This is a genomic window from Enterobacter sp. UPMP2061 (genome assembly GCF_053709615.1).
Map to the genome: position 1 here is coordinate 211,534 of NZ_JBSKJP010000005.1, position 26,179 is coordinate 237,712.

The 26,179-nt window shown below is 55.5% G+C and carries 22 protein-coding genes and 4 tRNA genes; 19 read left to right on the forward strand and 7 right to left on the reverse strand.

All coding sequences use genetic code 11. The features are described from left to right. Positions 1 to 41 precede the first annotated feature (41 nt). Complete coding sequence (cysE, locus tag ACWKXX_RS13050; RefSeq protein ID WP_022646641.1) at positions 42 to 863, forward strand: serine O-acetyltransferase; 822 nt, start codon at positions 42 to 44, stop codon at positions 861 to 863. Between the two features lie 54 nt (positions 864 to 917). Here cysE and ppiC read toward each other — a convergent pair whose 3' ends face one another. Further along, on the reverse strand, positions 918 to 1,199 hold the full coding sequence (gene ppiC / locus ACWKXX_RS13055; RefSeq protein ID WP_006812396.1) for a peptidylprolyl isomerase PpiC: 282 nt from the start codon (positions 1,197 to 1,199) through the stop codon (positions 918 to 920). 85 nt (positions 1,200 to 1,284) lie between these two features. Between ppiC and rep the strand changes: the two genes are divergently transcribed. After that, the gene (gene rep / locus ACWKXX_RS13060) at positions 1,285 to 3,309 is read left to right on the forward strand and encodes a DNA helicase Rep (protein ID WP_015570023.1); all 2,025 of its coding nucleotides are present in this window, start codon (positions 1,285 to 1,287) and stop codon (positions 3,307 to 3,309) included. 51 nt (positions 3,310 to 3,360) lie between these two features. On the opposite strand, the gene gppA is transcribed toward rep, so the two are convergent. Both gppA and rhlB read right to left on the reverse strand, forming a co-directional pair. Then, the gene (gene gppA, locus ACWKXX_RS13065) at positions 3,361 to 4,845 is read right to left on the reverse strand and encodes a guanosine-5'-triphosphate,3'-diphosphate diphosphatase (protein ID WP_017383602.1); all 1,485 of its coding nucleotides are present in this window, start codon (positions 4,843 to 4,845) and stop codon (positions 3,361 to 3,363) included. Positions 4,846 to 4,850: 5 nt separating this feature from the next. Further along, positions 4,851 to 6,119, reverse strand: coding sequence for an ATP-dependent RNA helicase RhlB (gene rhlB, locus ACWKXX_RS13070; RefSeq protein ID WP_006812393.1), 1,269 nt, complete (start codon positions 6,117 to 6,119; stop codon positions 4,851 to 4,853). Positions 6,120 to 6,263: 144 nt separating this feature from the next. On the opposite strand from rhlB, the gene trxA reads away from it, so the two are divergent. From trxA to ACWKXX_RS13155, 17 genes are all read left to right on the forward strand, one after another. Then, complete coding sequence (trxA, locus tag ACWKXX_RS13075; RefSeq protein WP_006812392.1) at positions 6,264 to 6,593, forward strand: thioredoxin TrxA; 330 nt, start codon at positions 6,264 to 6,266, stop codon at positions 6,591 to 6,593. Between the two features lie 341 nt (positions 6,594 to 6,934). Continuing rightward, on the forward strand, positions 6,935 to 8,194 hold the full coding sequence (gene rho / locus ACWKXX_RS13080) for a transcription termination factor Rho (protein WP_001054528.1): 1,260 nt from the start codon (positions 6,935 to 6,937) through the stop codon (positions 8,192 to 8,194). 242 nt (positions 8,195 to 8,436) lie between these two features. Continuing rightward, positions 8,437 to 9,540, forward strand: a complete 1,104-nt coding sequence (gene wecA, locus ACWKXX_RS13085; protein WP_001050933.1) for a UDP-N-acetylglucosamine--undecaprenyl-phosphate N-acetylglucosaminephosphotransferase — start codon at positions 8,437 to 8,439, stop codon at positions 9,538 to 9,540. A gap of 13 nt (positions 9,541 to 9,553) precedes the next feature. Next, a complete protein-coding gene (gene wzzE / locus ACWKXX_RS13090; protein ID WP_017693953.1) occupies positions 9,554 to 10,600 on the forward strand; it encodes an ECA polysaccharide chain length modulation protein in 1,047 nt (348 codons plus the stop codon). Positions 10,601 to 10,656: 56 nt separating this feature from the next. After that, positions 10,657 to 11,787 (forward strand): non-hydrolyzing UDP-N-acetylglucosamine 2-epimerase, encoded by a 1,131-nt coding sequence (gene wecB / locus ACWKXX_RS13095; protein ID WP_045343866.1) that lies wholly within the window; start codon positions 10,657 to 10,659, stop codon positions 11,785 to 11,787. Next, positions 11,784 to 13,046 carry a UDP-N-acetyl-D-mannosamine dehydrogenase gene (wecC, locus tag ACWKXX_RS13100; RefSeq protein WP_261665830.1) on the forward strand — a complete coding sequence of 421 codons (1,263 nt, stop codon included), beginning with the start codon at positions 11,784 to 11,786 and terminating at the stop codon, positions 13,044 to 13,046. The genes wecB and wecC overlap by 4 nt, the downstream gene beginning before the upstream one ends. Then, the gene (rffC, locus tag ACWKXX_RS13105) at positions 13,043 to 13,720 is read left to right on the forward strand and encodes a dTDP-4-amino-4,6-dideoxy-D-galactose acyltransferase (RefSeq protein ID WP_045341205.1); all 678 of its coding nucleotides are present in this window, start codon (positions 13,043 to 13,045) and stop codon (positions 13,718 to 13,720) included. Before wecC ends, rffC begins: the two co-directional genes overlap by 4 nt. Before the next feature lie 4 nt (positions 13,721 to 13,724). After that, positions 13,725 to 14,855, forward strand: a complete 1,131-nt coding sequence (gene rffA, locus ACWKXX_RS13110) for a dTDP-4-amino-4,6-dideoxygalactose transaminase (protein ID WP_015570019.1) — start codon at positions 13,725 to 13,727, stop codon at positions 14,853 to 14,855. Position 14,856: 1 nt separating this feature from the next. Then, entirely contained in the window at positions 14,857 to 16,107 is a 1,251-nt protein-coding gene (gene wzxE / locus ACWKXX_RS13115; protein ID WP_017383597.1) for a lipid III flippase WzxE, read from the forward strand. Continuing rightward, positions 16,104 to 17,183, forward strand: coding sequence for a TDP-N-acetylfucosamine:lipid II N-acetylfucosaminyltransferase (locus ACWKXX_RS13120; protein ID WP_017383596.1), 1,080 nt, complete (start codon positions 16,104 to 16,106; stop codon positions 17,181 to 17,183). The genes wzxE and ACWKXX_RS13120 overlap by 4 nt, the downstream gene beginning before the upstream one ends. Continuing rightward, the gene (gene wzyE / locus ACWKXX_RS13125) at positions 17,180 to 18,532 is read left to right on the forward strand and encodes an ECA oligosaccharide polymerase (protein WP_017693948.1); all 1,353 of its coding nucleotides are present in this window, start codon (positions 17,180 to 17,182) and stop codon (positions 18,530 to 18,532) included. The genes ACWKXX_RS13120 and wzyE overlap by 4 nt, the downstream gene beginning before the upstream one ends. A gap of 12 nt (positions 18,533 to 18,544) precedes the next feature. Beyond that, positions 18,545 to 19,285, forward strand: coding sequence for a lipopolysaccharide N-acetylmannosaminouronosyltransferase (gene wecG / locus ACWKXX_RS13130; protein WP_015570015.1), 741 nt, complete (start codon positions 18,545 to 18,547; stop codon positions 19,283 to 19,285). Positions 19,286 to 19,482: 197 nt separating this feature from the next. Continuing rightward, entirely contained in the window at positions 19,483 to 20,868 is a 1,386-nt protein-coding gene (gene thrP / locus ACWKXX_RS13135; RefSeq protein ID WP_017693946.1) for a bifunctional threonine/serine APC transporter ThrP, read from the forward strand. A 102-nt stretch (positions 20,869 to 20,970) separates the two neighbouring features. After that, positions 20,971 to 21,047: transfer RNA gene (locus ACWKXX_RS13140), tRNA-Arg, on the forward strand. 67 nt (positions 21,048 to 21,114) lie between these two features. Then, a tRNA-His gene (locus tag ACWKXX_RS13145) sits at positions 21,115 to 21,190 on the forward strand. 21 nt (positions 21,191 to 21,211) lie between these two features. Further along, positions 21,212 to 21,298: transfer RNA gene (locus ACWKXX_RS13150), tRNA-Leu, on the forward strand. Between the two features lie 44 nt (positions 21,299 to 21,342). Next, positions 21,343 to 21,419: transfer RNA gene (locus ACWKXX_RS13155), tRNA-Pro, on the forward strand. 537 nt (positions 21,420 to 21,956) lie between these two features. On the opposite strand, the gene hemY is transcribed toward ACWKXX_RS13155, so the two are convergent. Genes hemY through hemC form a run of 4 tightly spaced genes read right to left on the reverse strand, consistent with a single transcriptional unit; the run spans position 21,957 to position 26,051 of the window. Continuing rightward, positions 21,957 to 23,156, reverse strand: coding sequence for a protoheme IX biogenesis protein HemY (hemY, locus tag ACWKXX_RS13160; protein WP_026080629.1), 1,200 nt, complete (start codon positions 23,154 to 23,156; stop codon positions 21,957 to 21,959). A 2-nt stretch (positions 23,157 to 23,158) separates the two neighbouring features. Next, positions 23,159 to 24,352 (reverse strand): uroporphyrinogen-III C-methyltransferase, encoded by a 1,194-nt coding sequence (gene hemX / locus ACWKXX_RS13165; RefSeq protein ID WP_047726383.1) that lies wholly within the window; start codon positions 24,350 to 24,352, stop codon positions 23,159 to 23,161. Between the two features lie 20 nt (positions 24,353 to 24,372). Then, on the reverse strand, positions 24,373 to 25,113 hold the full coding sequence (gene hemD / locus ACWKXX_RS13170) for a uroporphyrinogen-III synthase (protein ID WP_017383593.1): 741 nt from the start codon (positions 25,111 to 25,113) through the stop codon (positions 24,373 to 24,375). After that, positions 25,110 to 26,051: a hydroxymethylbilane synthase gene (gene hemC, locus ACWKXX_RS13175; protein ID WP_261665829.1), complete on the reverse strand. Its 942-nt coding sequence runs from the start codon at positions 26,049 to 26,051 to the stop codon at positions 25,110 to 25,112. Before hemC ends, hemD begins: the two co-directional genes overlap by 4 nt. Positions 26,052 to 26,179 lie beyond the last annotated feature (128 nt).

Below are 26,179 nucleotides of genomic sequence, written 5' to 3' on the forward strand. Positions count from 1 at the left end.
CGCAGAACTGGCTGGTCATTAACTATCGTCTGGAGCAAGCAATGCCGTGTGAAGAACTGGATATCGTCTGGAATAATATTAAAGCCGAAGCCCGAGCGTTGGCCGACTGTGAGCCCATGCTGGCCAGTTTCTATCACGCGACGCTACTTAAGCACGAAAATCTCGGCAGCGCCCTGAGCTATATGCTCGCCAATAAATTGGCTTCCCCTATCATGCCTGCTATCGCGATTCGCGAGGTGGTGGAAGAGGCCTACGCCGCAGATCCGGAGATGATTGCTTCTGCCGCCTGCGACATCCAGGCTGTGCGCACGCGAGACCCGGCGGTGGATAAATATTCCACGCCGCTGCTGTATCTCAAAGGCTTCCATGCCTTACAGGCGTACCGCATCGGCCACTGGTTATGGAATGAGGGACGCCGCGCGCTGGCCATCTTCCTGCAAAACCAGGTTTCCGTGACCTTCCAGGTCGATATTCACCCGGCGGCGAAAATTGGCCGCGGGATTATGCTCGATCACGCCACCGGCATTGTTGTTGGTGAAACGGCGGTGATCGAAGATGACGTGTCGATCCTGCAATCCGTTACGCTGGGCGGTACCGGTAAAACCAGCGGCGATCGCCATCCGAAAATTCGTGAAGGGGTGATGATTGGCGCGGGCGCTAAAATCCTCGGCAATATTGAAGTCGGACGCGGCGCGAAGATTGGCGCGGGGTCGGTTGTGCTCCAGCCTGTACCGCCGCACACCACCGCCGCTGGCGTCCCGGCGCGCATCGTCGGTAAGCCAGACAGCGATAAGCCGTCAATGGATATGGATCAGCACTTCAACGGTATTCATCACACCTTCGAATACGGCGACGGTATCTGAACGCCGGAACACCTAAATAAAAAAGCCCGGTGAGTCAATGCACCGGGCTTTTGATTAGTTGCGGTATAACACTTTGATAATGTGATAGCCGAATTGTGTGTGCAGTGGGCCAGTTGGCTCCAGCACCGGGCAGGAGAAGACCACTTTATCAAACGCCGGGACCATCTGGCCCTGGCGGAACTCGCCTAAGTCACCACCGCGTTTGCCTGACGGGCAAATCGAGTGTTTCTTCGCCAGTTTGCCGAAGTCGGCGCCGTTTTTAATCTGTTCGAGCAGATCCTGTGCCAGTTTCTCTTCTTTAACAAGGATATGCAGTGCTGCTGCTGTTTTTGCCATGATCGTGCCTTGAGTCGACTAGTTTACGATCGGTATACTACCACGCGTTTTTCCTCCTCTCCCGACTTTCATTGAGTGACCATTTATGCGTTTAAACCCCGGACAACAACAAGCTGTCGAATTCGTCACCGGACCCTGCCTGGTGCTGGCGGGAGCGGGATCCGGTAAAACACGCGTGATCACCAACAAAATCGCCCACTTAATTCGGGGTTGTGGATACCAGGCGCGCCATATCGCGGCGGTCACCTTTACCAACAAAGCGGCGCGTGAGATGAAAGAGCGCGTCGGCCAGACGCTGGGCCGTAAAGAGGCGCGCGGGCTGATGATCTCCACCTTCCACACGCTGGGTCTGGATATTATCAAGCGCGAATACGCGGCGCTGGGCATGAAGTCCAACTTTTCTCTCTTCGATGACACCGACCAGGTGGCGCTGCTTAAAGAGCTGACGGAAGGGCTGATCGAAGATGACAAAGTGCTGTTGCAACAGCTGATCTCGACGATCTCGAACTGGAAAAACGATCTGATGACGCCGGCCCAGGCAGCGGCAAGCGCCAAAGGCGAGCGCGACCGCATCTTTGCCCACTGCTACGGACTGTACGACGCGCATATGAAAGCCTGCAACGTCCTGGATTTCGACGATCTGATCCTGCTGCCGACGCTGCTGCTTCAGCGGAATGAAGAGGTACGCGAGCGCTGGCAGAACAAAATTCGTTACCTGCTGGTGGATGAATACCAGGATACCAACACCAGCCAGTACGAGCTGGTGAAGCTGCTGGTAGGGCAGCGTGCACGCTTTACCGTCGTAGGCGATGACGATCAGTCGATTTACTCATGGCGTGGCGCGCGTCCGCAAAACCTGGTGCTACTGAGCAAAGACTTCCCGGCGTTGCAGGTGATTAAACTGGAGCAGAACTACCGTTCTTCCGGGCGTATCCTGAAGGCGGCGAACATCCTGATTGCCAATAACCCGCACGTCTTTGAGAAGCGCCTGTTCTCCGAACTGGGTTACGGTACCGAGCTGAAAGTGCTCAGCGCCAACAACGAAGAGCACGAAGCGGAGCGCGTAACGGGCGAGCTGATTGCCCATCACTTCGTCAACAAAACTGAATACAAGGATTACGCGATCCTCTATCGCGGAAATCACCAGTCTCGCGTCTTTGAAAAGATGCTGATGCAGAACCGCATTCCCTACAAAATCTCCGGCGGTACGTCGTTCTTTTCGCGTCCGGAAATCAAGGATCTGCTGGCCTATCTGCGCGTGCTGACCAACCCGGATGACGACAGCGCTTTCCTGCGCATCGTGAATACGCCGAAACGCGAGATCGGCTCTGCGACGCTGCAAAAGCTGGGTGAATGGGCGATGACCCGCAACAAAAGCCTGTTCACCGCCAGCTTCGATATGGGGCTGAGCCAGACCCTGACCGGGCGCGGCTATGACGCCTTAACCCGCTTTACCCACTGGCTGGGTGAGGTGCAGCGTCTGGCAGAGCGCGAGCCTGTGGCGGCAGTACGCGATCTGATCCACGGCATTGATTACGAATCCTGGTTGTATGAAACCTCTGCCAGCCCGAAAGCAGCCGAGATGCGGATGAAAAACGTTAACCAGCTCTTCAGCTGGATGACCGAAATGCTTGAAGGATCTGAGATTGACGAGCCCATGACCCTGACGCAGGTGGTCACCCGCTTCACGCTGCGCGATATGATGGAGCGCGGCGAAAGCGAAGAAGAGGCCGATCAGGTTCAGCTAATGACGTTACATGCCTCGAAAGGGCTGGAGTTCCCCTATGTCTATCTGGTGGGGATGGAAGAGGGCTTATTGCCGCACCAGAGCAGCATTGATGAAGATAACGTTGACGAAGAGCGCCGTCTGGCCTACGTGGGGATCACTCGTGCGCAGAAGGAGCTGACGTTTACGCTGTGCAAAGAGCGCCGTCAGTATGGTGAGCTGGTGCGCCCGGAGCCGAGCCGTTTTCTGCTGGAGTTGCCTCAGGACGATCTTATCTGGGAGCAGGAGCGTAAAGTCATTACCGCTGAAGAGCGTATGCACAAAGGGCAGGCAAACGTGGCAAACATTCGCGCGATGCTGGCAAAAGCCAAAGAGAAGGGATAACTATTTGCAGGCCGGGTAAGGCGAAGCCGCCACCCGGCACGCTTCAAAGGGTCACTTCACATCAAGCGCCCAGTGCACATAGCTCTGCCACTGGTACTCCTGCTCAATCAGTTCCGCCCCAAGCGGATGATCCTCAAGCCAGTTTTCCGGTAGCGTCAGCGTCAGTTTCTCATCGTCTGCCGCCAGCGTAATGGCTGGCAGCAAATCATCACGACGCCGGCTGGCAAACAGGATCGCCAGGCGAAGCAGACGACACAGATGCTCCGCCACGCGCGGCGGTACAGCGTTCTGCTGGTGAAGGGAAGAGAGATCGACGGCGTTAGTCTGATTTAGCAGCAGGGTGGCCAGCAGCTTCTTCTGGGCGGGCGTATAGCCCGGTAAATCGAGATTACGCACCAGCCAGGCCGCGTGCAGCGGTGCCTGCTTGTACTCCACGCTGAGACCAATTTCATGTAGCGCACAGGCGCTTAGGAGCAGATCGCGGCTTAACGGTTCAATATCCCAGCTTTTTTTCACCTGATCGGCAAACAGTGACGCCAGTTGACTCACTCTGTGTGCCTGGTCGATATCAACAATAAAGCGGCGCTGAACGTTACGCAGCGTACGGCTACGGATGTCCTGATCGACCGACTGGTGCAGCATTCCGTAGACCAGACCTTCGCGCAGCGCACCGCCTGCCAGGGTCATACACTGGATATTCAGTTCAGTAAAAATGGCGATCAGAATGGCGAGCCCACTGGGGAAAACCAGCGCGCGTTCGAGCGTCAGCCCTTCTATTTCAAGCTCTTCCAGACGACCACACTGGATGGCGCGCTGTTTAAGCTGCTGGAGTTTGGCAAGCGTGATCCGCTCGTCCATTCCCTGTGCCATCATGATTTCCTGCAACGCCTGAACGGTTCCGGACGCGCCGACACACACTTTCCAGCCGTGATAGCGCAGTTCGTCCATGACCGGGCGCAGGACCGCACGCGCCGCGTTTTCCGCCTCGTCAAAATTCTCTTTGGCAAGGTTTCGATCGGTAAAGTAGCGTTCCAGCCAGGTCACACAGCCCATCGACAGGCTGAACAGTGACGTCGCCTGCGCGCCTGTGCCCGTGACCAGTTCGGTACTGGCGCCACCGATATCGACCACCAGACGACGATCGTCGCCGCCGGTCGTGTGCGCCACACCCTGATAAATCAGACGCGCTTCTTCTTCACCGCTGATGACCTGCACCGGGCAGCCCAGAATTTCCTGTGCTCTGGCAATGAAATCGCCAGCGTTAACCGCCAGACGAAGGGTCGCCGTGGCAACAACGCGAATTTGACTGAGCGGGATATCCTGCAAACGTTCTGCAAACAGACGCAGACACTGCCAGCCACGTTCCATGGCTTCCGGGGAGAGGTGATTATCGCTGCTCAGGCCCGCCGCGAGGCGGACCTTGCGCTTAATGCGCGTCAGCGTTTGTATGCTTCCCGCCACCTCGCGCACAACCAGCATATGAAAACTATTCGAACCGAGATCAATTGCCGCATAAAGCGAGGTGGAGCTGAGCATATTTTTTAACCTGAACGACGACGATTACGCGGTGCACCGCCGGAACGACGCGGACCATTGCCGGAGCGTGGACGGGTAAGGCGCTTAGGTGGCGGCAGCTCGCTCAACAGCGCGTCCGGATTGTATTTGCTCTGTGGAATAGAGTGACCGATGTAGGTCTCAATGGCCGGAAGATTCAGCGCATACTCTTCACACGCAAGGCTGATGGAGTGACCGCTTGCGCCGGCACGACCGGTACGACCGATACGGTGTACATAGTCTTCACAGTCATCTGGCAGGTCATAGTTAAAGACGTGCGTCACGGCTGGAATGTGCAGGCCACGGGCCGCCACGTCGGTCGCGACCAGAATATCAAGGTCGCCACGAGTAAATTCGTCGAGAATGCGCAGGCGTTTTTTCTGCGCCACGTCGCCGGTCAGCAGGCCCACACGGTGCCCATCTGCCGCCAGGTGACCCCAGATATCTTCACAGCGGTGTTTGGTGTTCGCGAAGATAATCGCGCGATCCGGCCACTCTTCTTCGATCAGGGTTTGCAGCAGGCGCATTTTCTCTTCATTAGAAGGATAGAAAAGCTCTTCTTTAATGCGGTGCCCGGTTTTCTGCTCCGGTTCTACTTCCACATATTCCGCATTGTTCATCTGCTCGAATGCGAGTTCACGTACGCGGTATGACAGGGTTGCGGAGAACAGCATGTTCAGACGCTGGTTTGCCGCAGGCATACGGCGGAACAGCCAGCGGATGTCTTTAATGAAGCCCAGATCGTACATACGGTCTGCTTCATCCAGCACCACGACCTGGATTGCGCCGAGGTTGATATGGTTCTGTTTGGCGTAGTCGATAAGACGGCCTGTGGTCCCAATCAGGATATCGACGCCGCTTTCCAGCACTTTCAGCTGTTTATCGTAGCCGTCGCCGCCATAGGCCAGGCCAAGTTTCAGGCCGGTGGCTTGCGCCAGGGGCTCAGCGTCTGCGTGGATCTGTACCGCCAGTTCTCGCGTCGGGGCCATAATTAGCGCGCGCGGCTGGTTAACTTTGCGGTCTGCAATCGCCGGGTGAGAAAGTAAATAATGAAACGTTGACGTTAAAAACGCCATCGTTTTGCCAGTACCGGTTTGCGCCTGCCCTGCAACGTCGCGACCGGCCAGCGTCAGCGGCAGGGCGAGAGCCTGAATGGGCGTGCAGTTATGAAACCCTTTAGTTTCAAGGGCTTCGATCACCTTTGGGTGCAGGGCGAAGTCGGAAAACTTCTGTTCTGTTAAATGTGTTTTGCTCATAGTGTGGTAGAATATCAGCTTACTATTGCTTTACGAAAGCGTATCCGGTGAAATAAAGTCAACCTTTAGTTGGTTAATGCGACATCAACACGTCGTTGGTGGAGACAAAACCAACGTACCAGGCTTATTCCTGTGGAGTTATATATGAGCGATAAAATTATTCACCTGACTGACGACAGTTTTGACACGGACGTACTTAAAGCTGACGGGCTGATCCTCGTTGATTTCTGGGCTGAATGGTGTGGTCCTTGCAAAATGATCGCTCCGATTCTGGATGAAATCGCTGACGAATATCAGGGCAAACTGACCGTTGCCAAGCTGAACATCGACCAGAACCCGGGCACCGCGCCAAAATACGGTATCCGTGGCATCCCGACCCTGCTGCTGTTCAAGAACGGTGACGTGGCGGCGACCAAAGTGGGCGCACTGTCCAAAGGTCAACTGAAAGAGTTCCTGGACGCTAACCTGGCGTAAGGTTTCTCAGCTGAGCGTCCAGAGCGCCTAATTAACGGCGAGCTCTGGACGCCCGGCTTTAGTCGTGCTAAGTTAGCTATGACTACGTTTTAAACATATCTTGTTGTTTGAATCTTGTTTTACCCGATACTTCCCGTTGTTAACTTAAACAGTGCGTGAAGTTGCTAGATTCCGGGCTTGTCACTCAATCCGTCTTGTCGTTTCAGTTCTGCGTTCTTTCCCTGTGACCAGACAGCGAACAGACATGAGGTGATGGCCGCTAAACAGGCATGGATGACCCTGCCATACCATTCACAACATTAAGTTCGAGAATCACCCCGAGTTTAAGAACCCACACCATTATGAATCTTACCGAATTAAAGAATACGCCGGTTTCTGAGCTGATCACTCTCGGCGAAAATATGGGACTGGAAAACCAGGCTCGTATGCGCAAGCAGGACATCATTTTCGCCATCCTGAAGCAGCACGCTAAGAGTGGCGAAGATATCTTTGGCGACGGTGTGCTGGAGATACTGCAAGACGGATTTGGTTTCCTCCGCTCCGCAGACAGCTCCTACCTCGCCGGCCCTGACGACATCTACGTATCCCCTAGCCAAATCCGCCGTTTCAACCTCCGCACTGGTGACACCATTTCAGGTAAGATTCGTCCTCCAAAAGAGGGTGAACGCTACTTTGCGCTGTTGAAGGTTAACGAAGTTAACTACGACAAACCGGAAAACTCCCGCAATAAGATCCTGTTCGAGAACTTAACGCCGCTGCACGCTAACTCTCGTCTGCGCATGGAGCGTGGTAACGGGTCTACTGAAGACTTAACCGCTCGTGTGCTGGATCTGGCATCGCCAATTGGTCGTGGCCAGCGTGGTCTGATTGTGGCGCCGCCAAAAGCCGGTAAAACCATGCTGCTGCAAAACATCGCGCAGAGCATTGCTTACAACCATCCAGACTGTGTGCTGATGGTGCTGCTGATTGACGAACGTCCGGAAGAAGTGACCGAGATGCAGCGTCTGGTGAAAGGGGAAGTGGTTGCGTCTACCTTCGACGAGCCAGCTTCTCGCCACGTTCAGGTTGCGGAAATGGTCATCGAGAAGGCGAAACGCCTGGTTGAGCACAAGAAAGACGTGATCATCCTGCTCGACTCCATTACCCGTCTGGCGCGTGCCTACAACACCGTGGTGCCGGCTTCCGGTAAAGTACTGACCGGTGGTGTGGATGCTAACGCCCTGCATCGTCCGAAGCGTTTCTTCGGTGCGGCGCGTAACGTGGAAGAGGGCGGTAGCCTGACCATTATCGCGACGGCGCTGATCGATACCGGCTCCAAAATGGACGAAGTTATCTACGAAGAGTTTAAAGGTACAGGCAACATGGAACTGCACCTTTCTCGTAAAATCGCAGAAAAACGCGTCTTCCCGGCGATCGACTACAACCGTTCCGGTACCCGTAAAGAAGAGCTGCTTACCACTCAGGAAGAGCTTCAGAAAATGTGGATCCTGCGTAAAATCATCCATCCAATGGGCGAAATCGACGCAATGGAATTCCTCATTAACAAACTGGCGATGACCAAAACGAACGACGATTTCTTCGACATGATGAAACGCTCGTAACGCAAATAATCCCAGTAAACGCCACGTTTTTACGTGGCGTTTTTTATTTATGGACTATACGCTATTACCACACACTCCCAATTTAGACCTGTCGGTGCGACAATAAGAAGGTTTGCACAGTCAAAGAAATAATTGATTGAAAAACATACAAAGGGAGTTGTGATGAGCCATCTTTAATCCTTCTGAGGCAGAGGCTTCATGGTTATACTTCCGGGACTAACATTTGTTGAGAGCAATCCATTGTGAATCTACTCACTGCTGTAACTGAGCTGATCAGTATTTTTTTATTCACAACCTGTTTTTTGTTCATTGCGCGCAAGGTAGCAAAAAGAATTGGGTTAGTGGACAAACCGAACTTCCGTAAACGTCATCAGGGGCTTATTCCACTGGTGGGCGGCATTTCGGTATACGCAGGCATCTGTTTCACATTCGGGATCGCGGATTACTATATCCCCCATGCCGCACTCTACCTGGCATGTGCCGGTGTGCTGGTACTGGTCGGCGCCCTTGATGATCGTTTTGATATCAGCGTGAAGTTCCGCGCGACGGTACAGGCGGCCATTGGCATCATTATGATGGTGGTAGGCGGCCTCTATCTCAGAAGCCTGGGCTACGTGTTTGGTCCCTGGGAGCTGGTGCTTGGGCCATTCGGCTTCTTCCTGACGCTGTTTGCCGTGTGGGCGGCTATCAACGCCTTTAACATGGTTGACGGTATAGACGGTCTGCTCGGTGGGCTGTCCTCTGTTTCGTTTGGCGCTATCGGCATCATTTTATGGTTTGACGGCCAGTACAGCCTGTCAATGTGGTGCTTTGCCATGATTGCCGCCATCCTGCCTTACATCTGCCTGAACCTGGGTGTGTTAGGGCGTCGCTATAAAGTCTTTATGGGCGATGCGGGCAGTACCCTGATTGGCTTTACGGTTATCTGGGTCTTGCTGGAGACCACGCAGGGTAAAACGCACCCTATCAGCCCGGTAACAGCTCTCTGGATTATCGCCATCCCGCTGATGGACATGGTCGCTATTATGTACCGCCGTCTGCGTAAAGGGATGAGCCCGTTTTCTCCCGATCGGCAGCATATTCATCACCTGATTATGCGCGCCGGCTTCACGTCTCGTCAGGCATTTGTGTTGATTACGCTTGCGGCTGCTATTCTGGCTGCGATTGGCGTTGCCGCGGAATACGCACATTTCATTCCTGAATGGGTAATGTTGGTATTATTCTTGCTAGCATTTTTCATGTACGGTTACTGCATCAAGCGTGCATGGAAAGTCGCGCGTTTTATTAAACGTTTAAAACGCAGGATGCGTCGGAACAGTGGCAAAAACACAACATTAACTAAGTAAAACCGGGACTATGATGACTCAACCGTTGGCGGGAGCGAAATCAGTGGGCACTGAGAACGAGCTGGATATTCGTGGTTTGTTTCGCGTGTTATGGCAGGGCAAACTGTGGATTGTGGGGATTGCCCTGGGGTTCGCGCTGTTAGCGCTTGCCTACACCTTCTTTGCAAAACAAGAGTGGAGCGCCACGGCGATCACAGACCGACCAACGGTGAATATGCTTGGAGGCTACTACTCCCAGCAGCAATTCCTGCGTAATCTTGATATCAAGGCCAATCTGGCGACCCCGGATCAGGCTTCGGTGATGGATGAATCCTACAAAGAGTTTGTGATGCAGCTGGCGTCGTGGGATACACGTCGCGATTTCTGGTCCCAGACGGACTACTACAAGCAGCGCATGGTCGGTAACAGCAAAGCGGATGCCGCGCTGCTGGATGACCTGATTAATAACATTCAGTTTATGCCTGGCGATGTGCTCCGTAACGTTAGCGACAGCGTGAAGCTGATTGCGGAAACGGCGCCGGACGCCAATAACCTGTTGCGTCAGTACGTTGCTTTTGCCAGCCAGCGCGCGGCCAGTCATCTGAATGACGAGCTGAAAGGCGCCTGGGCTGCGCGTACTATTCAGATGAAAGCGCAGGTCAAACGCCAGGAAGAGGTCGCTAAGGCCATCTTCGCCCGTCGCGTACATAATATTGAGCAGGCGCTGAAGATTGCGGAACAGCACAATATTTCCCGTAGCGAAACGGATGTTCCGGCTGACGAACTCCCGGATTCAGAAATGTTCCTTCTTGGTCGCCCAATGCTTCAGGCTCGTCTGGAAAATATCCAGGCCGTTGGTCCTGACTTTGACCTTGATTACGACCAAAACCGCGCCATGCTCAATACGCTCAACGTCGGTCCAACGCTGGACCCGCGTTTTCAGACCTATCGTTATTTAAGAACGCCTGAAGAGCCTGTAAAACGCGATAGTCCGCGTCGCGCATTCCTGATGATCATGTGGGGGATTGTGGGCGCACTGACTGGCGCTGGCGTAGCGTTATTGCGTCGCCGCACAAACTAAGAACGCCGTCTACGATGAAGGCTGCGGCCTTCATCGTCTAATCGAAGAGAATCGATGTGAAAGTACTAACCGTATTTGGCACCAGGCCGGAGGCCATCAAGATGGCGCCTCTGGTTCATGCGCTGGCCAGAGATCCTGATATTGAAGCGAAAGTGTGCGTGACTGCCCAGCACCGTGAGATGCTCGATCAGGTCTTAACCCTCTTTTCTATCGTCCCGGATTACGATCTCAATATAATGAAACCGGGACAGGGACTGACGGAAATCACCTGCCGTATTCTGCAAGAATTAAAGCCTATTCTGGAGTCGTTCAAGCCGGATGTGGTGCTGGTGCACGGCGACACCACCACCACCGTGGCGACCAGCCTGGCCGCGTTCTATCAGCGTATCCCCGTTGGTCATATTGAAGCGGGTCTGCGTACCGGCAATCTCTATTCCCCGTGGCCGGAAGAGGCCAACCGTACGCTCACCGGTCACCTGGCGATGTACCATTTTGCGCCAACCGAGAACTCACGTCAGAACCTGCTGCGCGAAAATATCAGCGACAGCAAGATCTTCGTCACCGGCAATACGGTCATTGATGCGCTGATTTGGGTGCGTGACCGCGTGCTGGCTAACAGCGAGCTTCAGGCAGAACTTGCTGCGCGCTATCCGTTCCTGAACAACGGCAAGAAAACGATTCTGGTGACGGGCCACCGCCGCGAAAGCTTTGGCCGTGGCTTTGAGCAAATTTGCCACGCGCTGGCTGAAATCGCCGCGCAGAACGATGATGTGCAGATTGTCTATCCGGTGCACCTCAACCCGAACGTCAGCGAACCGGTCAACCGTATCCTGGGCCACGTGGAAAACGTGCTTCTGATCGAGCCGCAGGACTATTTGCCATTTGTCTGGCTGATGAACCACGCCTGGCTGATCCTGACCGATTCTGGCGGCATTCAGGAAGAGGCGCCCTCCCTCGGTAAGCCGGTACTGGTGATGCGTGAAACCACCGAACGCCCGGAAGCGGTTACTGCCGGTACCGTGCGTCTGGTGGGAACGGATCCGCGTCGTATTGTCGAAGAGGTCACGCGCTTACTGCATGACGATGAAGAGTATCAGGCGATGAGCCGGGCCCACAATCCGTACGGTGACGGGCAGGCTTGTGGTCGTATTTTGCACGCACTTAAACACAATCGGGTAACGCTATGAGTTTTTCTACCATCTCTGTTGTTGGTCTTGGCTATATCGGGCTGCCTACTGCGGCGGCCTTTGCCTCTCGTCAAAAGCAGGTCGTTGGCGTAGATATCAACGCGCACGCGGTGGAAACCATCAACCGTGGCGAAATTCATATCGTGGAGCCCGATCTCGATCGTGTGGTGAAAAAGGCGGTGGACGGTGGCTTCCTGCGCGCCAGCACCACGCCGGTAGAAGCCAATGCGTACCTGATTGCGGTTCCAACGCCCTTTAAAGGCGATCATGAGCCTGACATGGTTTACGTCGAGGCGGCGGCAAAATCCATTGCGCCTGTGCTGAAGAAAGGGGCGCTGGTTATCCTTGAGTCCACTTCACCTGTTGGGGCTACCGAGCAGATGGCGCAGTGGCTGGCCGAGGCGCGTCCCGATCTTAGCTTCCCGCAGCAGGCGGGCGACCAGGCCGATATCAATATCGCCTACTGCCCTGAGCGCGTACTGCCCGGCCAGGTGATGGTGGAACTGATTAAAAATGACCGCGTGATTGGCGGCATGACGCCAGTCTGCTCCGCGCGCGCCAGCGAGCTGTATAAAATTTTCCTTGAAGGCGAATGTGTGGTGACCAACTCCCGCACCGCCGAGATGTGCAAACTGACCGAAAATAGCTTCCGCGACGTTAACATCGCGTTTGCGAATGAACTGTCGTTGATTTGCGCCGATCAGGGGATTAACGTCTGGGAACTTATTCGCCTTGCTAACCGTCACCCCCGCGTGAACATCCTTCAGCCGGGGCCGGGCGTGGGTGGGCACTGCATCGCGGTCGATCCGTGGTTTATCGTGGCGCAGAACCCGGAACAGGCACGCCTGATTCGCACCGCACGCGAAGTAAACGACCACAAACCGCACTGGGTCATCAACCAGGTCAAAGCCACGGTCGCGGATTGCCTGGCCGACAGCGGCAAACGCGCCAGTGAGCTGAAAATTGCCTGCTTTGGTCTGGCATTCAAACCGAATATTGACGATCTGCGCGAAAGCCCGGCGATGGAAATTGCCGAAATGATCGCTGCCTGGCACAGCGGTGAAACGCTGGTGGTTGAGCCGAATATTCATGCGCTGCCGGCAAAACTTGCCGGTCACTGCACCCTTACCGCCCTGGATGACGCGCTGGCGACGGCGGATGTGCTGGTGCTGCTGGTGGATCACAATGCGTTCAAAGCGGTTTCCGGTGATGCCGTACGTCAGCAGTATGTTGTTGATACCAAAGGCGTGTGGCGTTGAGTATCCTCAACGGCGTGCTGGAGTCCCTTGAGTGGGAAAGCGCATTCTTTGCGCGTCCCTCAGCGATAGTGCGTCTGCGCGACAATGCCCCTGCGTTGCAGGAAGCAGACTTCAGCGCCTGGCAGCGCGTACAGGCTAAGATCCCGGCGGACCGCGCCGATCTGCTGGACGCCCTCCAGCAGCACGGATTCCGGCTGGTCGAGGGTGAGGTTGATCTCTCTGTTACCGTGGCTCTCCACGCCTCACCGGGCGCGGAAATTGCAACGGAGCAGGATATCCCCGCGCTGCGCAAGATGGCGGCGCTGGCCTTCGCTCAGAGCCGTTTCCGGGCGCCCTGGTATGCGCCCGATGACTGCGGCCGCTTTTATGCCCAGTGGATAGAGAATGCGGTCAAAGGCACGTTTGACCACGTCTGTCTGGTGTTCCGTACTGCCGGGGGGCAGATTCAGGGTTTTGTTTCGCTTCGCAGGCTCAACGAGCACGAGGCGCGCATCGGTTTGTTAGCCGGGCGCGGCATGGGCGAGAAACTCATGCAGGCGGCGCTGCACTGGGCGGAGCAACAACAGGTATCGACGCTGCGGGTCGCAACCCAGATGGGCAACACCGCTGCGCTTAAACGTTATATTGCGAGTGGTGCCAGCATCGACGCCACCGCCTACTGGTTATACAGGTGACAAGATGATTCCATTTAACGCGCCTCCCGTTGTGGGCACTGAACTTGATTACATGCAGTCTGCTATGGGCAGCGGCAAGCTTTGTGGCGATGGCGGTTTTACCCGCCGCTGCCAGCAGTGGATGGAGCAACGTTTTCACAGTGCCAAGGTACTGCTGACGCCGTCCTGTACCGCATCGCTTGAGATGGCGGCGCTGTTGCTGGATATCCAGCCCGGCGATGAAGTGATCATGCCGAGCTACACCTTCGTCTCCACGGCGAACGCGTTTGTCCTGCGCGGGGCGAAAATCGTGTTTGTGGATATCCGTCCGGATACTATGAACATCGACGAAACGCTGATTGAAGCGGCGGTCACCGATAAAACGCGGGCGATTGTGCCGGTGCATTACGCGGGCGTGGCCTGTGAGATGGACACCATCATGGCCATCGCTAAAAAGCACAACCTGTTTGTGGTGGAAGACGCCGCGCAGGGCGTGATGTCCACCTACAAAGGGCGCGCGCTGGGCACCATTGGTCATATCGGCTGCTTTAGCTTCCACGAAACCAAAAACTACACCGCAGGCGGCGAAGGCGGCGCGACGCTGATTAACGATCGTGCCCTGGTGGAGCGTGCGGAAGTGATCCGTGAAAAAGGGACCAACCGCAGCCAGTTCTTCCGCGGTCAGGTGGATAAGTACACCTGGCGCGATATCGGCTCAAGCTACCTGATGGCGGATTTGCAGGCCGCGTATCTCTGGGCGCAGCTGGAAGCGGCAGAGCGAATCAATCTGCAACGCCTCTCCCTGTGGCAAACCTACTACGACGCGCTGGAGCCGCTGGCAAAAGCCGGACGTATTGAACTGCCGACTATTCCGGCAGACTGCATCCACAACGCTCACATGTTCTACATCAAGCTGCGCGATAACGACGATCGCAGCAAGCTGATTGCCTGGCTGAAAGAGGCGGAAATTATGGCGGTATTCCACTATATTCCGCTGCACTCCAGCCCGGCGGGCGAAGCCTTCGGGATGTTTGCCGGTGAAGACCGCTACACCACCAAAGAGAGCGAACGTCTGCTCCGCCTGCCCCTGTTCTACAACCTCGCGCCGGTGAACCAGCGTACGGTGATCAATTCGCTTCTGAGTTATTTCGCCTGATATGTCTCTGGCAAAAGCGTCGGTGTGGACGGCAGCGTCCACGCTTGTAAAAATTGGCGCCGGGTTACTGGTCGTCAAGCTGCTGGCCGTCTCATTTGGTCCGTCAGGCGTTGGGCTGGCAGGGAACTTCCGCCAGCTGGTCACGGTGCTTGGCGTGCTGGCGGGGGCCGGGATATTCAATGGCGTCACCAAATACGTCGCGCAGCATCATGACGATGCCGAAAAGCTCCGCACGGTGGTGGGCACCTCCTCTGCTATGGTGCTGGGCTTCTCTACGTTGCTGGCCGTCGTCTTTTTGCTGGCGGCGGCACCCATCAGCCAGGGGCTATTCGGACACACGCATTATCAGGGGCTGGTGCGCCTGGTGGCGCTCGTTCAGATGGGCATCGCCTGGGCAAACCTGCTGCTGGCGCTGATGAAAGGCTTCCGTGATGCCGCCGGGAATGCGCTGGCGCTGATCCTCGGCAGCATCATCGGCGTTATCGCCTACTACTTTTGCTATCGGCTGGGCGGCTATGAAGGCGCACTGCTGGGGCTGGCGCTGGTGCCTGCGCTCGTTGTCATTCCGGCAGCGTTTATGCTGATGCGCAGAGGCAATGTCCCGCTGAATTACCTGAAACCGCAGTGGGACAAGATGCTGGCGGGGCAGCTAGGAAAGTTTACCCTGATGGCGCTCATCACTTCGGTAACGCTTCCCGTTGCCTACGTGATGATGCGAAACCTGCTGGCAGCGCATTACAGCTGGGATGAAGTGGGGATCTGGCAGGGCGTGAGCAGCATTTCAGATGCTTACCTCCAATTTATTACGGCTTCCTTTAGCGTCTATTTACTGCCAACCTTATCGCGCCTGACTTCCAGGCAGGATATTACCCGCGAGATTTTTCGCTCCCTGCGTTTTGTGTTGCCGGCGGTTGCGATCGCCAGCTTTACCGTCTGGTTACTGCGTGATTTCGCCATCTGGCTGCTGTTTTCGGCGAAGTTTACCGCCATGCGCGATCTGTTTGCCTGGCAACTGGTCGGCGATGTGCTGAAAGTGGGGGCATACGTTTTCGGCTATCTGGTGATTGCGAAGGCTTCGCTGCGGTTGTATATCCTGGCAGAGATCGGCCAGTTTGCGCTGCTGACGGCATTCTCTCACTGGCTGATCCCCACCCACGGTGCGCTGGGGGCGGCTCAGGCCTATATGGCAACTTATATCGTTTATTTCGCTGCCTGTTGCGGCGTATTTTTACTTTGGCGTAAACGCGCATGACTGCACTGATACACATACTGGGATCGGATATCCCGCATCATAACCAGACCGTTCTGCGGTTCTTCAACGATGAACTGGCATCCGGCACGCCCGATGCGCGCGAGTTTATGGTCGTTGGACGCGATAACGGCCTGAGCGCGGCGTGTCCGGCATTGCACATCACCTTCTGGCCAGACAAAGCGGCCCTGACCAAAGCCGTTGTCGCGAAAGCCAAAGCGGACCGAAGCCAGCGTTTCTTCTTCCACGGACAATTCAATACCGGGCTGTGGCTGGCGCTGTTAAGCGGCGGGATAAAACCTTCCCAGTTCAGCTGGCATATCTGGGGAGCGGATCTCTACGAAGTCTCCCACGGCTGGAAGTTCCGTCTTTTCTATCCGCTGCGTCGTCTGGCGCAGGCGCGCGTGGGCTGCGTTTTTGCTACCCGTGGCGACCTCAACTATTTTGCTAAACAGCACCCGAAGGTTCGCGGGGAACTGCTCTATTTTCCGACCCGTATGGATCCGGCACTGAATACCATGGCGAATGACGCGGTTCGTGAGGGCAAACTGACTATCCTGGTGGGAAATTCCGGCGATCGCAGTAACGAGCATGTCGCGGCGCTGCGGGCGGTGCATCAGCAGTTTGGCGATACGGTGAACGTGGTGGTGCCAATGGGCTATCCCGCCAATAACGACGCCTACATCGATGAAGTTCGCCAGCAGGGGCTTGCGCTGTTTAGCGCGGAAAATCTGCACATTCTCAGCGATAAGCTGGAATTTGATGACTATCTCGCGCTGCTGCGAAAATGCGATCTGGGCTATTTCATCTTTGCCCGTCAGCAGGGGATTGGTACGCTGTGTCTGCTGATTCAGGCGGGCGTACCGTGCGTGCTCAACCGCGAAAACCCGTTCTGGCAGGACATGGCCGAACAGCATATTCCGGTGCTGTTTACCTCTGACACGCTTAATGTCGAGGTGGTACGGGAAGCGCAGCGTCAGCTCACGCTGGTGGATAAAAATAGCATCGACTTTTTCAGCCCGAACTACCTCACGCCGTGGCACCGCGCGCTGCGTATCGCTTCAGGAGACAACGCATGAGCCAGTTGCAATTTAGCGGCTTGCTGGTGGTCTGGCTGCTGAGCACGCTGTTTATCGCCACGCTCACCTGGTTTGAATTCCGGCGCGTACGTTTTAACTTCAACGTATTCTTCTCGCTGCTGTTTTTGCTGACCTTTTTCTTTGGCTTCCCGCTGACCAGCATCCTCGTGTTCCGCTTTGATGTGGGCGTCGCTCCGCCGGAAATCTTGTTGCAGGCGCTGCTCTCTGCGACCTGCTTCTACGCGGTGTATTACGTCACCTATAAAACGCGCCTGCGCGCGGCGAAAGACACCACACCCCGTCGTCCGCTGTTTACCATGAACCGGGTAGAAACCCATCTGACGTGGGTTATGCTGATGACCATCGCCCTCGTCAGCGTGGCGATTTTCTTCATGCATAACGGCTTTTTACTGTTTAAGTTGCAGTCCTATAGCCAGATTTTCTCCGCCGAAGTCTCCGGCGTCGCGCTCAAGCGTTTCTTCTATTTCTTCATTCCGGCGATGCTGGTGGTCTTTTTCCTGCGTCAGGACAGTAAAGCCTGGCTGTTCTTCCTGGTCAGCACCGTCGCATTTGGCATTCTGACCTACATGATCGTCGGCGGCACCCGTGCCAACATCATTATCGCCTTCGCGATTTTCCTGTTTATCGGCATTATTCGCGGCTGGATCTCGCTGTGGATGCTGGCGGCGGCAGGCGTCTTTGGCATTGTGGGGATGTTCTGGCTGGCGCTGAAGCGCTACGGACTGAACGTGGCCGGCGACGAAGCGTTTTATACCTTCCTGTATCTGACGCGCGATACCTTCTCTCCGTGGGAAAACCTGGCTTTACTGCTGCAAAACTACGACAAAATCGAATTCCAGGGGCTGGCGCCGATTGTTCGCGATTTCTATGTCTTTATACCGACGTGGCTGTGGCCCGACCGTCCCGGTATTGTCCTGAATACGGCGAACTACTTTACCTGGGAAGTGCTGAACAACCATTCGGGCCTGGCGATTTCCCCAACCCTGATTGGCTCGCTGGTAGTGATGGGCGGAACGTGGTTTATCCTGCCGGGCGCGATCGCGGTCGGGTTGATAATAAAATGGTTCGACTGGCTATATACGCTGGGTAACGAAGAGACCAACCGCTACAAAGCCGCTGTTTTGCACAGTTTCTGTTTCGGTGCCATTTTCAATATGATCGTTCTGGCGCGCGAGGGGCTGGATTCGTTCGTCTCACGCGTGGTGTTTTTTATGGTCGTTTTCGGTCTCTGTCTGCTGCTGGCAAAACTGCTGTACTGGTTGTTTGACAGTGCAGGGCTTGTGCACAGACGTGAGCCACAGGGCAGCACAACGCTGTCGCAAGTCTGAGTAGGGATTATCATGACGGATACAACTTCAGCCCCGCGTTATGCGCTGCGTGGGCTACAGCTTATTGGCTGGCGTGACATGCAACACGCGCTGGATTTCCTGTTCGCGGACGGGCAGATGAAATCGGGCACGCTGGTGGCCATCAACGCAGAAAAAATGCTGGCGGTTGAAGATAATGCGGAAGTGAAAAGCCTGATTGAAGCCGCGGAGTTTAAATATGCCGACGGTATTAGCGTGGTGCGTTCAATTCGTAAAAAGTTTCCTGACGCTAATGTGTCTCGCGTGGCGGGTGCTGACCTTTGGGAGCGACTTATGGAACGCGCAGGCGCTGAAGGCACGCCGGTATTTTTGATTGGCGGCAAACCAGAGGTGCTGGCGCAGACCGAACAAAAGCTGCGTAGCCAGTGGAATGTTAACATCGTGGGCAGCCAGGATGGCTATTTCAGGCCGGAAGATCGCCAGGCGTTATATGAGCGCGTACGCGACAGCGGGGCGAAAATTGTCACTGTCGCCATGGGGTCGCCGCGGCAGGAAATTCTGATGCGCGATTGCCGTCTGGTCAGCCCGGATGCGCTCTATATGGGCGTTGGCGGCACCTACGACGTCTTTACCGGCCACGTTAAGCGGGCACCCAAAGTCTGGCAAAACCTGGGGCTGGAGTGGCTCTACCGCCTGCTCTCTCAACCGACGCGTATCAAACGACAGATTCGTCTGCTGCGCTACCTCGCCTGGCACTACACCGGGAAAATGTAATCAATATGCAGCGCGATCTGCTGTTCGCGCTGCAGCCCCCCCTGTAAAACTGCTGGATTTCTGTACAATGCATTCATTTTTTTAATGCATTGTTTGCCATTTGCCAGAATTTAAGAAACCATTCGCTCCGTATTTCAGTACCCCTCAAAACAATACCCGGCAATAAGTCGGGAAACAGCAAACACAACCGAGGATTTATGGCAGAGAAAAAACCGGAGCTTCAGCGTGGGCTGGAAGCTCGACATATTGAATTGATCGCGCTGGGCGGGACTATCGGCGTTGGCCTGTTTATGGGCTCGGCAAGCACGCTGAAATGGGCGGGGCCTTCCGTCCTGCTGGCGTATATTATTGCCGGGCTGTTCGTCTTCTTCATCATGCGCTCAATGGGCGAAATGTTGTTTCTGGAGCCGGTAACGGGCTCTTTCGCCGTTTACGCCCACCGTTATATGAGCCCGTTCTTTGGCTATCTCACGGCCTGGTCGTACTGGTTTATGTGGATGGCCGTCGGGATTTCGGAGATCACCGCCATCGGGGTCTACGTGCAGTTCTGGTTCCCGGAGATGGCCCAGTGGATACCCGCGCTCATCGCCGTAGGGCTTGTGGCGCTGGCGAACCTTGCCGCCGTTCGCCTTTACGGTGAAATCGAGTTCTGGTTTGCGATGATCAAAGTCACCACCATTATCGTGATGATTGTTGTGGGTCTGGGTGTCATCTTCTTTGGTTTCGGTAACGGCGGGCACGCGATTGGTTTCGGTAACCTGACCGGACACGGCGGCTTCTTTGCCGGCGGCTGGAAAGGCTTCCTGACCGCACTCTGTATCGTTGTCGCCTCTTATCAGGGCGTTGAGCTGATCGGCATTACCGCAGGTGAGGCGAAAAACCCGCAGGTCACGCTGCGTAGCGCGGTAGGCAAGGTGCTGTGGCGTATCCTGATTTTCTATGTGGGCGCGATCTTCGTTATCGTGACCATTTTCCCATGGAACGAGATCGGCACCACCGGCAGCCCGTTTGTCTTAACCTTCGCTAAGATTGGCATCACGGCGGCGGCCGCCATTATCAACTTTGTGGTGCTGACGGCGGCGCTCTCCGGCTGTAACAGCGGGATGTACAGCTGCGGGCGTATGCTTTACGCGCTCTCGCAAAACAAACAGCTGCCGGCGGTGATGGGTAAAGTCTCCCGCGTGGGTGTACCGGTGGCGGGCGTAGCGGTGTCGATTGTGATTCTGCTGATTGGCTCTTGCCTGAACTACATCATCCCGAATCCGCAGCGCGTGTTTGTTTACGTCTATAGCGCCAGCGTGCTGCCGGGAATGGTACCGTGGTTTGTCATTTTGATTAGCCAGCTGCGTTTCCGACAGGCGCACAAAAAAGCGATCGCCAGCCATCCGTTCCGCTCCATTCTGTTCCCGTATGCGAACTATTTGACGATGGCGTTCCTGATTTGCGTATTAATTGGAATGTACTTTAATGAAGATACCCGCATGTCGCTGTTTGTCGGGATGATCTTCCTGGCTGCCGTCACAGCTGCATATAAACTTTTTGGCCTGGGTCGCCGTGGCTCCGCCCATAAAGTGGAGGAATAAGCGGCAAAATGTGCAAACCATAACCAAACGCGCATTTTTTTCAAAAAAGCACTAGACAGCGGGGACGGAGGTACGTAATATCCAGCCCCGCAACGGCGCTAAGCGCCCGTAGCTCAGCTGGATAGAGCGCTGCCCTCCGGAGGCAGAGGTCTCAGGTTCGAATCCTGTCGGGCGCGCCATTTTAGTCCCGGCGCTAGAGCTGCGGTGGTCTGAGAAGTAGTCAGAACCGCGTGAAAGAATACAGTGGTGGCTATAGCTCAGTTGGTAGAGCCCTGGATTGTGATTCCAGTTGTCGTGGGTTCGAATCCCATTAGCCACCCCATTATTGAAAGAGTTGTGAATTGCGAAGGTGGCGGAATTGGTAGACGCGCTAGCTTCAGGTGTTAGTGTTCTTACGGACGTGGGGGTTCAAGTCCCCCCCCTCGCACCACGACTTTTAATGAGTTGAACTAAAAATTCAAAAAAGCAGTACATCGGCGAGTAGCGCAGCTTGGTAGCGCAACTGGTTTGGGACCAGTGGGTCGGAGGTTCGAATCCTCTCTCGCCGACCAATTTTGAACCCCGCTTCGGCGGGGTTTTTTGTTTTCTGCGTTTTTTATCCTGTAGCCTTTCCCCGACAACACTCTATATCCTTGTCGCGATTCAGCGACATATAACCCTTTAATATTAAAGAATTTATTATTTTACCTCTTAACCTGTCTCCTGGTGACGACATATCGCCGCCTTCAGCGCGATGTTGTATGGCTTCAGGCGGTTCTTAACAGCATAATTTCCTTTTATCTTAAAATGTTGCGCGATGTAAAAGTTCTGCGTGTAAACCTGGCACATTACATGCAATAATATGCGTGTAGATGCTCATTCCATCTCTTATGTTCGCCTTAAGGCCTCATAAACTCAGGAATGACGCAGAGCCGTTTACGGTGCTTATCGTCCACTGACAGATGTCGCTTCGGCCTCATCAGACACCATGGACACAACGTTGAGTGAAGCACCAAATATGTTGTCTTACAGACCTGTTTTAACGCCTGCTTTTATAGCAGGCGTTTTTTTATGGGCGTAAAAAAGGAAGCCATCTGGCCTCCTGTTAATTACTGCTGCGTTCCGTTATTTTGCAACGTCAATAACAGCCCATCACGGCGCATAGCTGCGGCCTCTTCCGGCTTATGCTGCTTGTCCAGCGAATCAGCAAGCCAGGCGTAATCAAATGCGTCCGGACGTTGCTTCAGCGCGGCGCGGAAGGCGAGACTCGCCTCCTGCCACTCGCCGTGTTTCATCAGAGACTGGCCCAGCGTACTCCACAGCAGCGGACGATCGCCCACGGTTTTGATCTGCTGGCGCAGTGCTTTTTCAATTTGTTCCGGATTGTTGGTTTTCAGACGCGGGATGACCATCACCAGGCGGTCATCATACTGTCGCTTGAGACCGTCGAGGAGGATCTCCTGCGCGGTGTCATGGTCGTCACACTCAATCAGATGTTCTGCCATCGCCACCTGAAGAGGAACCTGCTGGCGCGTTTTGCGGCTCTGGTTTTTCCACCAGGTTTTCAGGCCGTCGCTGCCGAGATCGGCGCGCGCCTGATCCATCAGGCCAATCCAGGCCAGACGCTGAAGTTCATCACGATGTTCATCATCGCCCACGTCGGCTTTCGCCATGGAAGGGATAATGTCCAGCAGCGAGCCCCAGGCACCGGTCCGAATATATGCCTGCTCAGCCAGACGCAGCACTTCCGGGTGACGAGGGGTAATTTCCAGCAGACGGTCAACGCCGTGACGGGCGGCATGGTTTTCATTGCGCGCCAGTTGCAGACGAACGCGGGTGATCTCAACCGGAATCGGATCTTTAGTAGAGAGCTCAGACGCGCGTTCAAGATGCTGATTGGCGCGGGCCTCATCGCCTCGCTGTTGCGCCGCCTCAGCGGCCAGCAGATAGTTAACAACCGGTTGTTCTGCATGGTCGGCATTTTTCGACATCAGCTTTTCAACCTGCTGATAGTCGCCTTCGGCCAGCTTCAGCAACGCTTGCTCGGTCTGCTTGCGGGCGCGACGGCGCTTACGGCCAACGAACCAGCCGCGCGTATGTACGCCGGTACGGAAAATACGACGCAGGAGCCATTCCACGGCCAGCAGAACGACCACACCCAGGATCAGAATAATTACCAGCCCTGTTACGCTGGTTTCGATATTGTAGTTATCGGTCTGGATCAATACATAACCCTGGTGACCCGCGAGCATCGGCCCCAGTACAATCCCGGCGATCAGCAGGATGAAGAGTAAGAAGACTTTTAGCATCATTACTCTCCTTGCGGCGCGCTTTCAGGCGCTGGCGCGGCGGCAGGTGCTTCAGCCGGACGCTCTGCCGGAACGCCCGGCTGGGCCAGCAGGTTACGCACGCGCGTCTGCATGAGCTTCTCCAGAATCGGCTGGCTTTCCAGCTTGTCCGGCACGTTCATGGTGATGTTTTGCTGGCTCAGCTTGTCGATATCCTCAAGGAACGCGGTCGTGGTGGCGTCATTGGTATCGTAGTAAGCACGTACCCAGGTTGAAACGTTATCCAGCGCCTGTTTGTAGGTCTCTTCCTGGTGACGCGGTACGGCCTGGGCAGCCACCAGCAGGCGGGAGCGGATGTTTTCACGCAGATAGACGTCCTGGTTCGGCGCCAGCAGCGGCACGGCAGTTTCATCACGGCGGCGAATGGTAATAAAGCTGTCCATAAAGTTCTGCCAGCTCTTTTGCAGGTTGATACGCCATTCGCTCAGGGAGCTGGACAGCTCGGTGCCGTCAGAATCCATCGGGGAGTCATCGTCGTTGTTATCGGCCAGCTGAAGGTTATCAATCTGGTTCGAGAGCTGATTCACCTTAAGGATGATACCGTCGTAATCGACCTGAGAAACCGCGGACAGGCTGGCGATATCTTCCGTAATAGCGCGGCGAGCGTTGATGAGGCTCGGATCGTTCATGTCCGCCAGGCTTGCGTCGGCGCTTTTCAGCAGCGCGGCGGCGGTGGTGACATCCTGATCGCTCCAGAGCTTGCGCCCGGCCAGTTTCACCAGAAAATCGGCCTGTGAAAGTAGCCAGGTTTTGGCATCGGTTCCCGAAATTGTGGCGACTTTTTCCTGCACTTCGCTCAGCTGTTTGGTCAACTCTTCACGTTTGCTGTTCGCGTCGGCGAGGGCGACAGCCTGCTGTTTGATCACGCCTTCCAGCTCAGCTTTTTGCGTCTCCTGCGCTTTCTGTAGGGCAGTGATTTGGTTAACCAGCGCGTCGCTGGTGGCCGTCTGGTTGGTGCCTTGTTTCTTCACCAGTCCGTAGAGTCCCACGCCTGCGGCCAGCGCAATCGCGATGGCAATCACGCTCAGCGTTAGGCTGGTTTTGTTGCTGCCGTTTTTCTTCTCAACGGTTGTGTCTGTCGTCTCTGGCTGTGACGTGGTGTCCACAGTCTCCCTGGTCTCTTCAACCACGGCGGAGGATTTTTCGTGTTCCGTCATTATGGCTTCCCATTTGAGAGTTATTGTAATGCGCGCAGCAGCGCATCGTTGTCGGCGTTTTCAGCGATCCGAATATCCTGCCAGCCCAGTTCCCGGGCGTGGTTCGCCAGACGCTCACTGACGACCAGAAGCCGACAGCGGAGTAACCAGTTTTCGCGATACCAAAGCGGAATCAGCGACCAAAGCTGTTGTAACATTTCACCGCTGGTGACCACCAGCGTATTAATACCGCGGGCGTGCCAGCGCATTGCTTCTTCCGCGCCATCATAGTGTTTCGCACAGCGCTGATAGCACTCCACAAACGTCACGTCTGCGCCGCGTTCGCGCAGCGTTTCGCCCAGCAGTTCGCGGCCACCGTTGCCGCGCAAAATGAGCGCGCGCTTTCCGGCAATGGTTTGTAATTCAGGTAATTGTAGCAAGACTTCGCTGATTTCCCGATCTAACGGGTAACGAACATCGATTCCGCTCGCGGTATGTAAGGCCAGCGCCGTGGTGCGCCCGATGGCGAAATAGCGGGGGGCGTGAGGCCAGCTAACGGCATGCTGTTGCAGCTGCGCATGGGCAAACTCCACGGCATGCTGCGACAGCGCAAAGAGCAGATCGCCTTCCTGTAAGAGACGCATCTGGTCAGCGAGCTCAGGCAGCTCGCGACCGGGGGAGAATTCAATCAGCGGAAAACTCCAGGCCACCTGCCCCAGTGCGCGCAGACGGCTCACTAACTGCTCTCCTGCGGGAGAAGGGCGGGTGACAAGTATGCTCATGCAGGGGGCTCTCCGTTATAGACCTCAGCCAGAATTTCACGCGCGCCGTTATTCAGCAGCTCTTCCGCCAGCGATACGCCAAGCGCCTCGGCATCTTGCGGCTTGCCGCGACGTTCACCGCGAACCATCTGTGAGCCGTCCGGCGCGCCAACCAGCGCACGCAACCACAGCTCACCGTCAGTTAATTCAGCATAGCTGCCAATTGGCACCTGACAGCCTCCTTCGAGGCGAGTATTCATCGCGCGCTCGGCTTTTACGCGAACGGCGGTATCGTCATGATTCAGCGGCGCGAGCAGTGCCTGAGTGCGCGCATCAACCAGACGACACTCAATGCCGACGGCACCCTGGCCGACGGCGGGCAGCGACAGCTCCGGCGGCAACGCGACGCGAATGCGTTCTTCCAGCCCCAGGCGTTTCAGGCCCGCAACCGCAAGAATAATGGCATCGTAGTCGCCGTTATCCAGCTTGCCAAGGCGTGTGCCGACGTTCCCGCGCAGCGAACGGATCACCAGATCCGGGCGACGTTCAGCCAGCTGACACTGGCGGCGTAAACTTGACGTGCCGACCACGCTGCCTGCTGGCAACGCATCGAGCGAGTCATAGCGATTAGAGACAAACGCATCGCGCGGATCCTCGCGCTCGCAGATGGTCACCAGCCCCAGCCCTTCCGGGAACTCAACGGGCACATCCTTCATCGAATGCACGGCGATATCGGCGCGGTTCTCAAGCAATGCCAGCTCCAGCTCTTTGACAAACAGACCCTTTCCACCCACTTTGGCCAGCGGCGTATCCAGAATGACATCGCCACGCGTGACCATTGGCACCAGTTCAACGCGTAATCCGGTGTGGTAGGCTTCCAGGCGCTGCTTAACATAATGTGCCTGCCAGAGTGCAAGAGGACTTTGGCGTGTGGCAATTCTCAAAACATTGTCTAACATGCTTGTTACCGTCATTATCAATCGCTAACCATCCTAACATTGTTGACACTCGGATGGCAGTTTTACGGTTGATGAAGAGTGAGAGGGACAGGGCGGCGTACTCGTCAGCCATCGCCGTATTCAGGAAT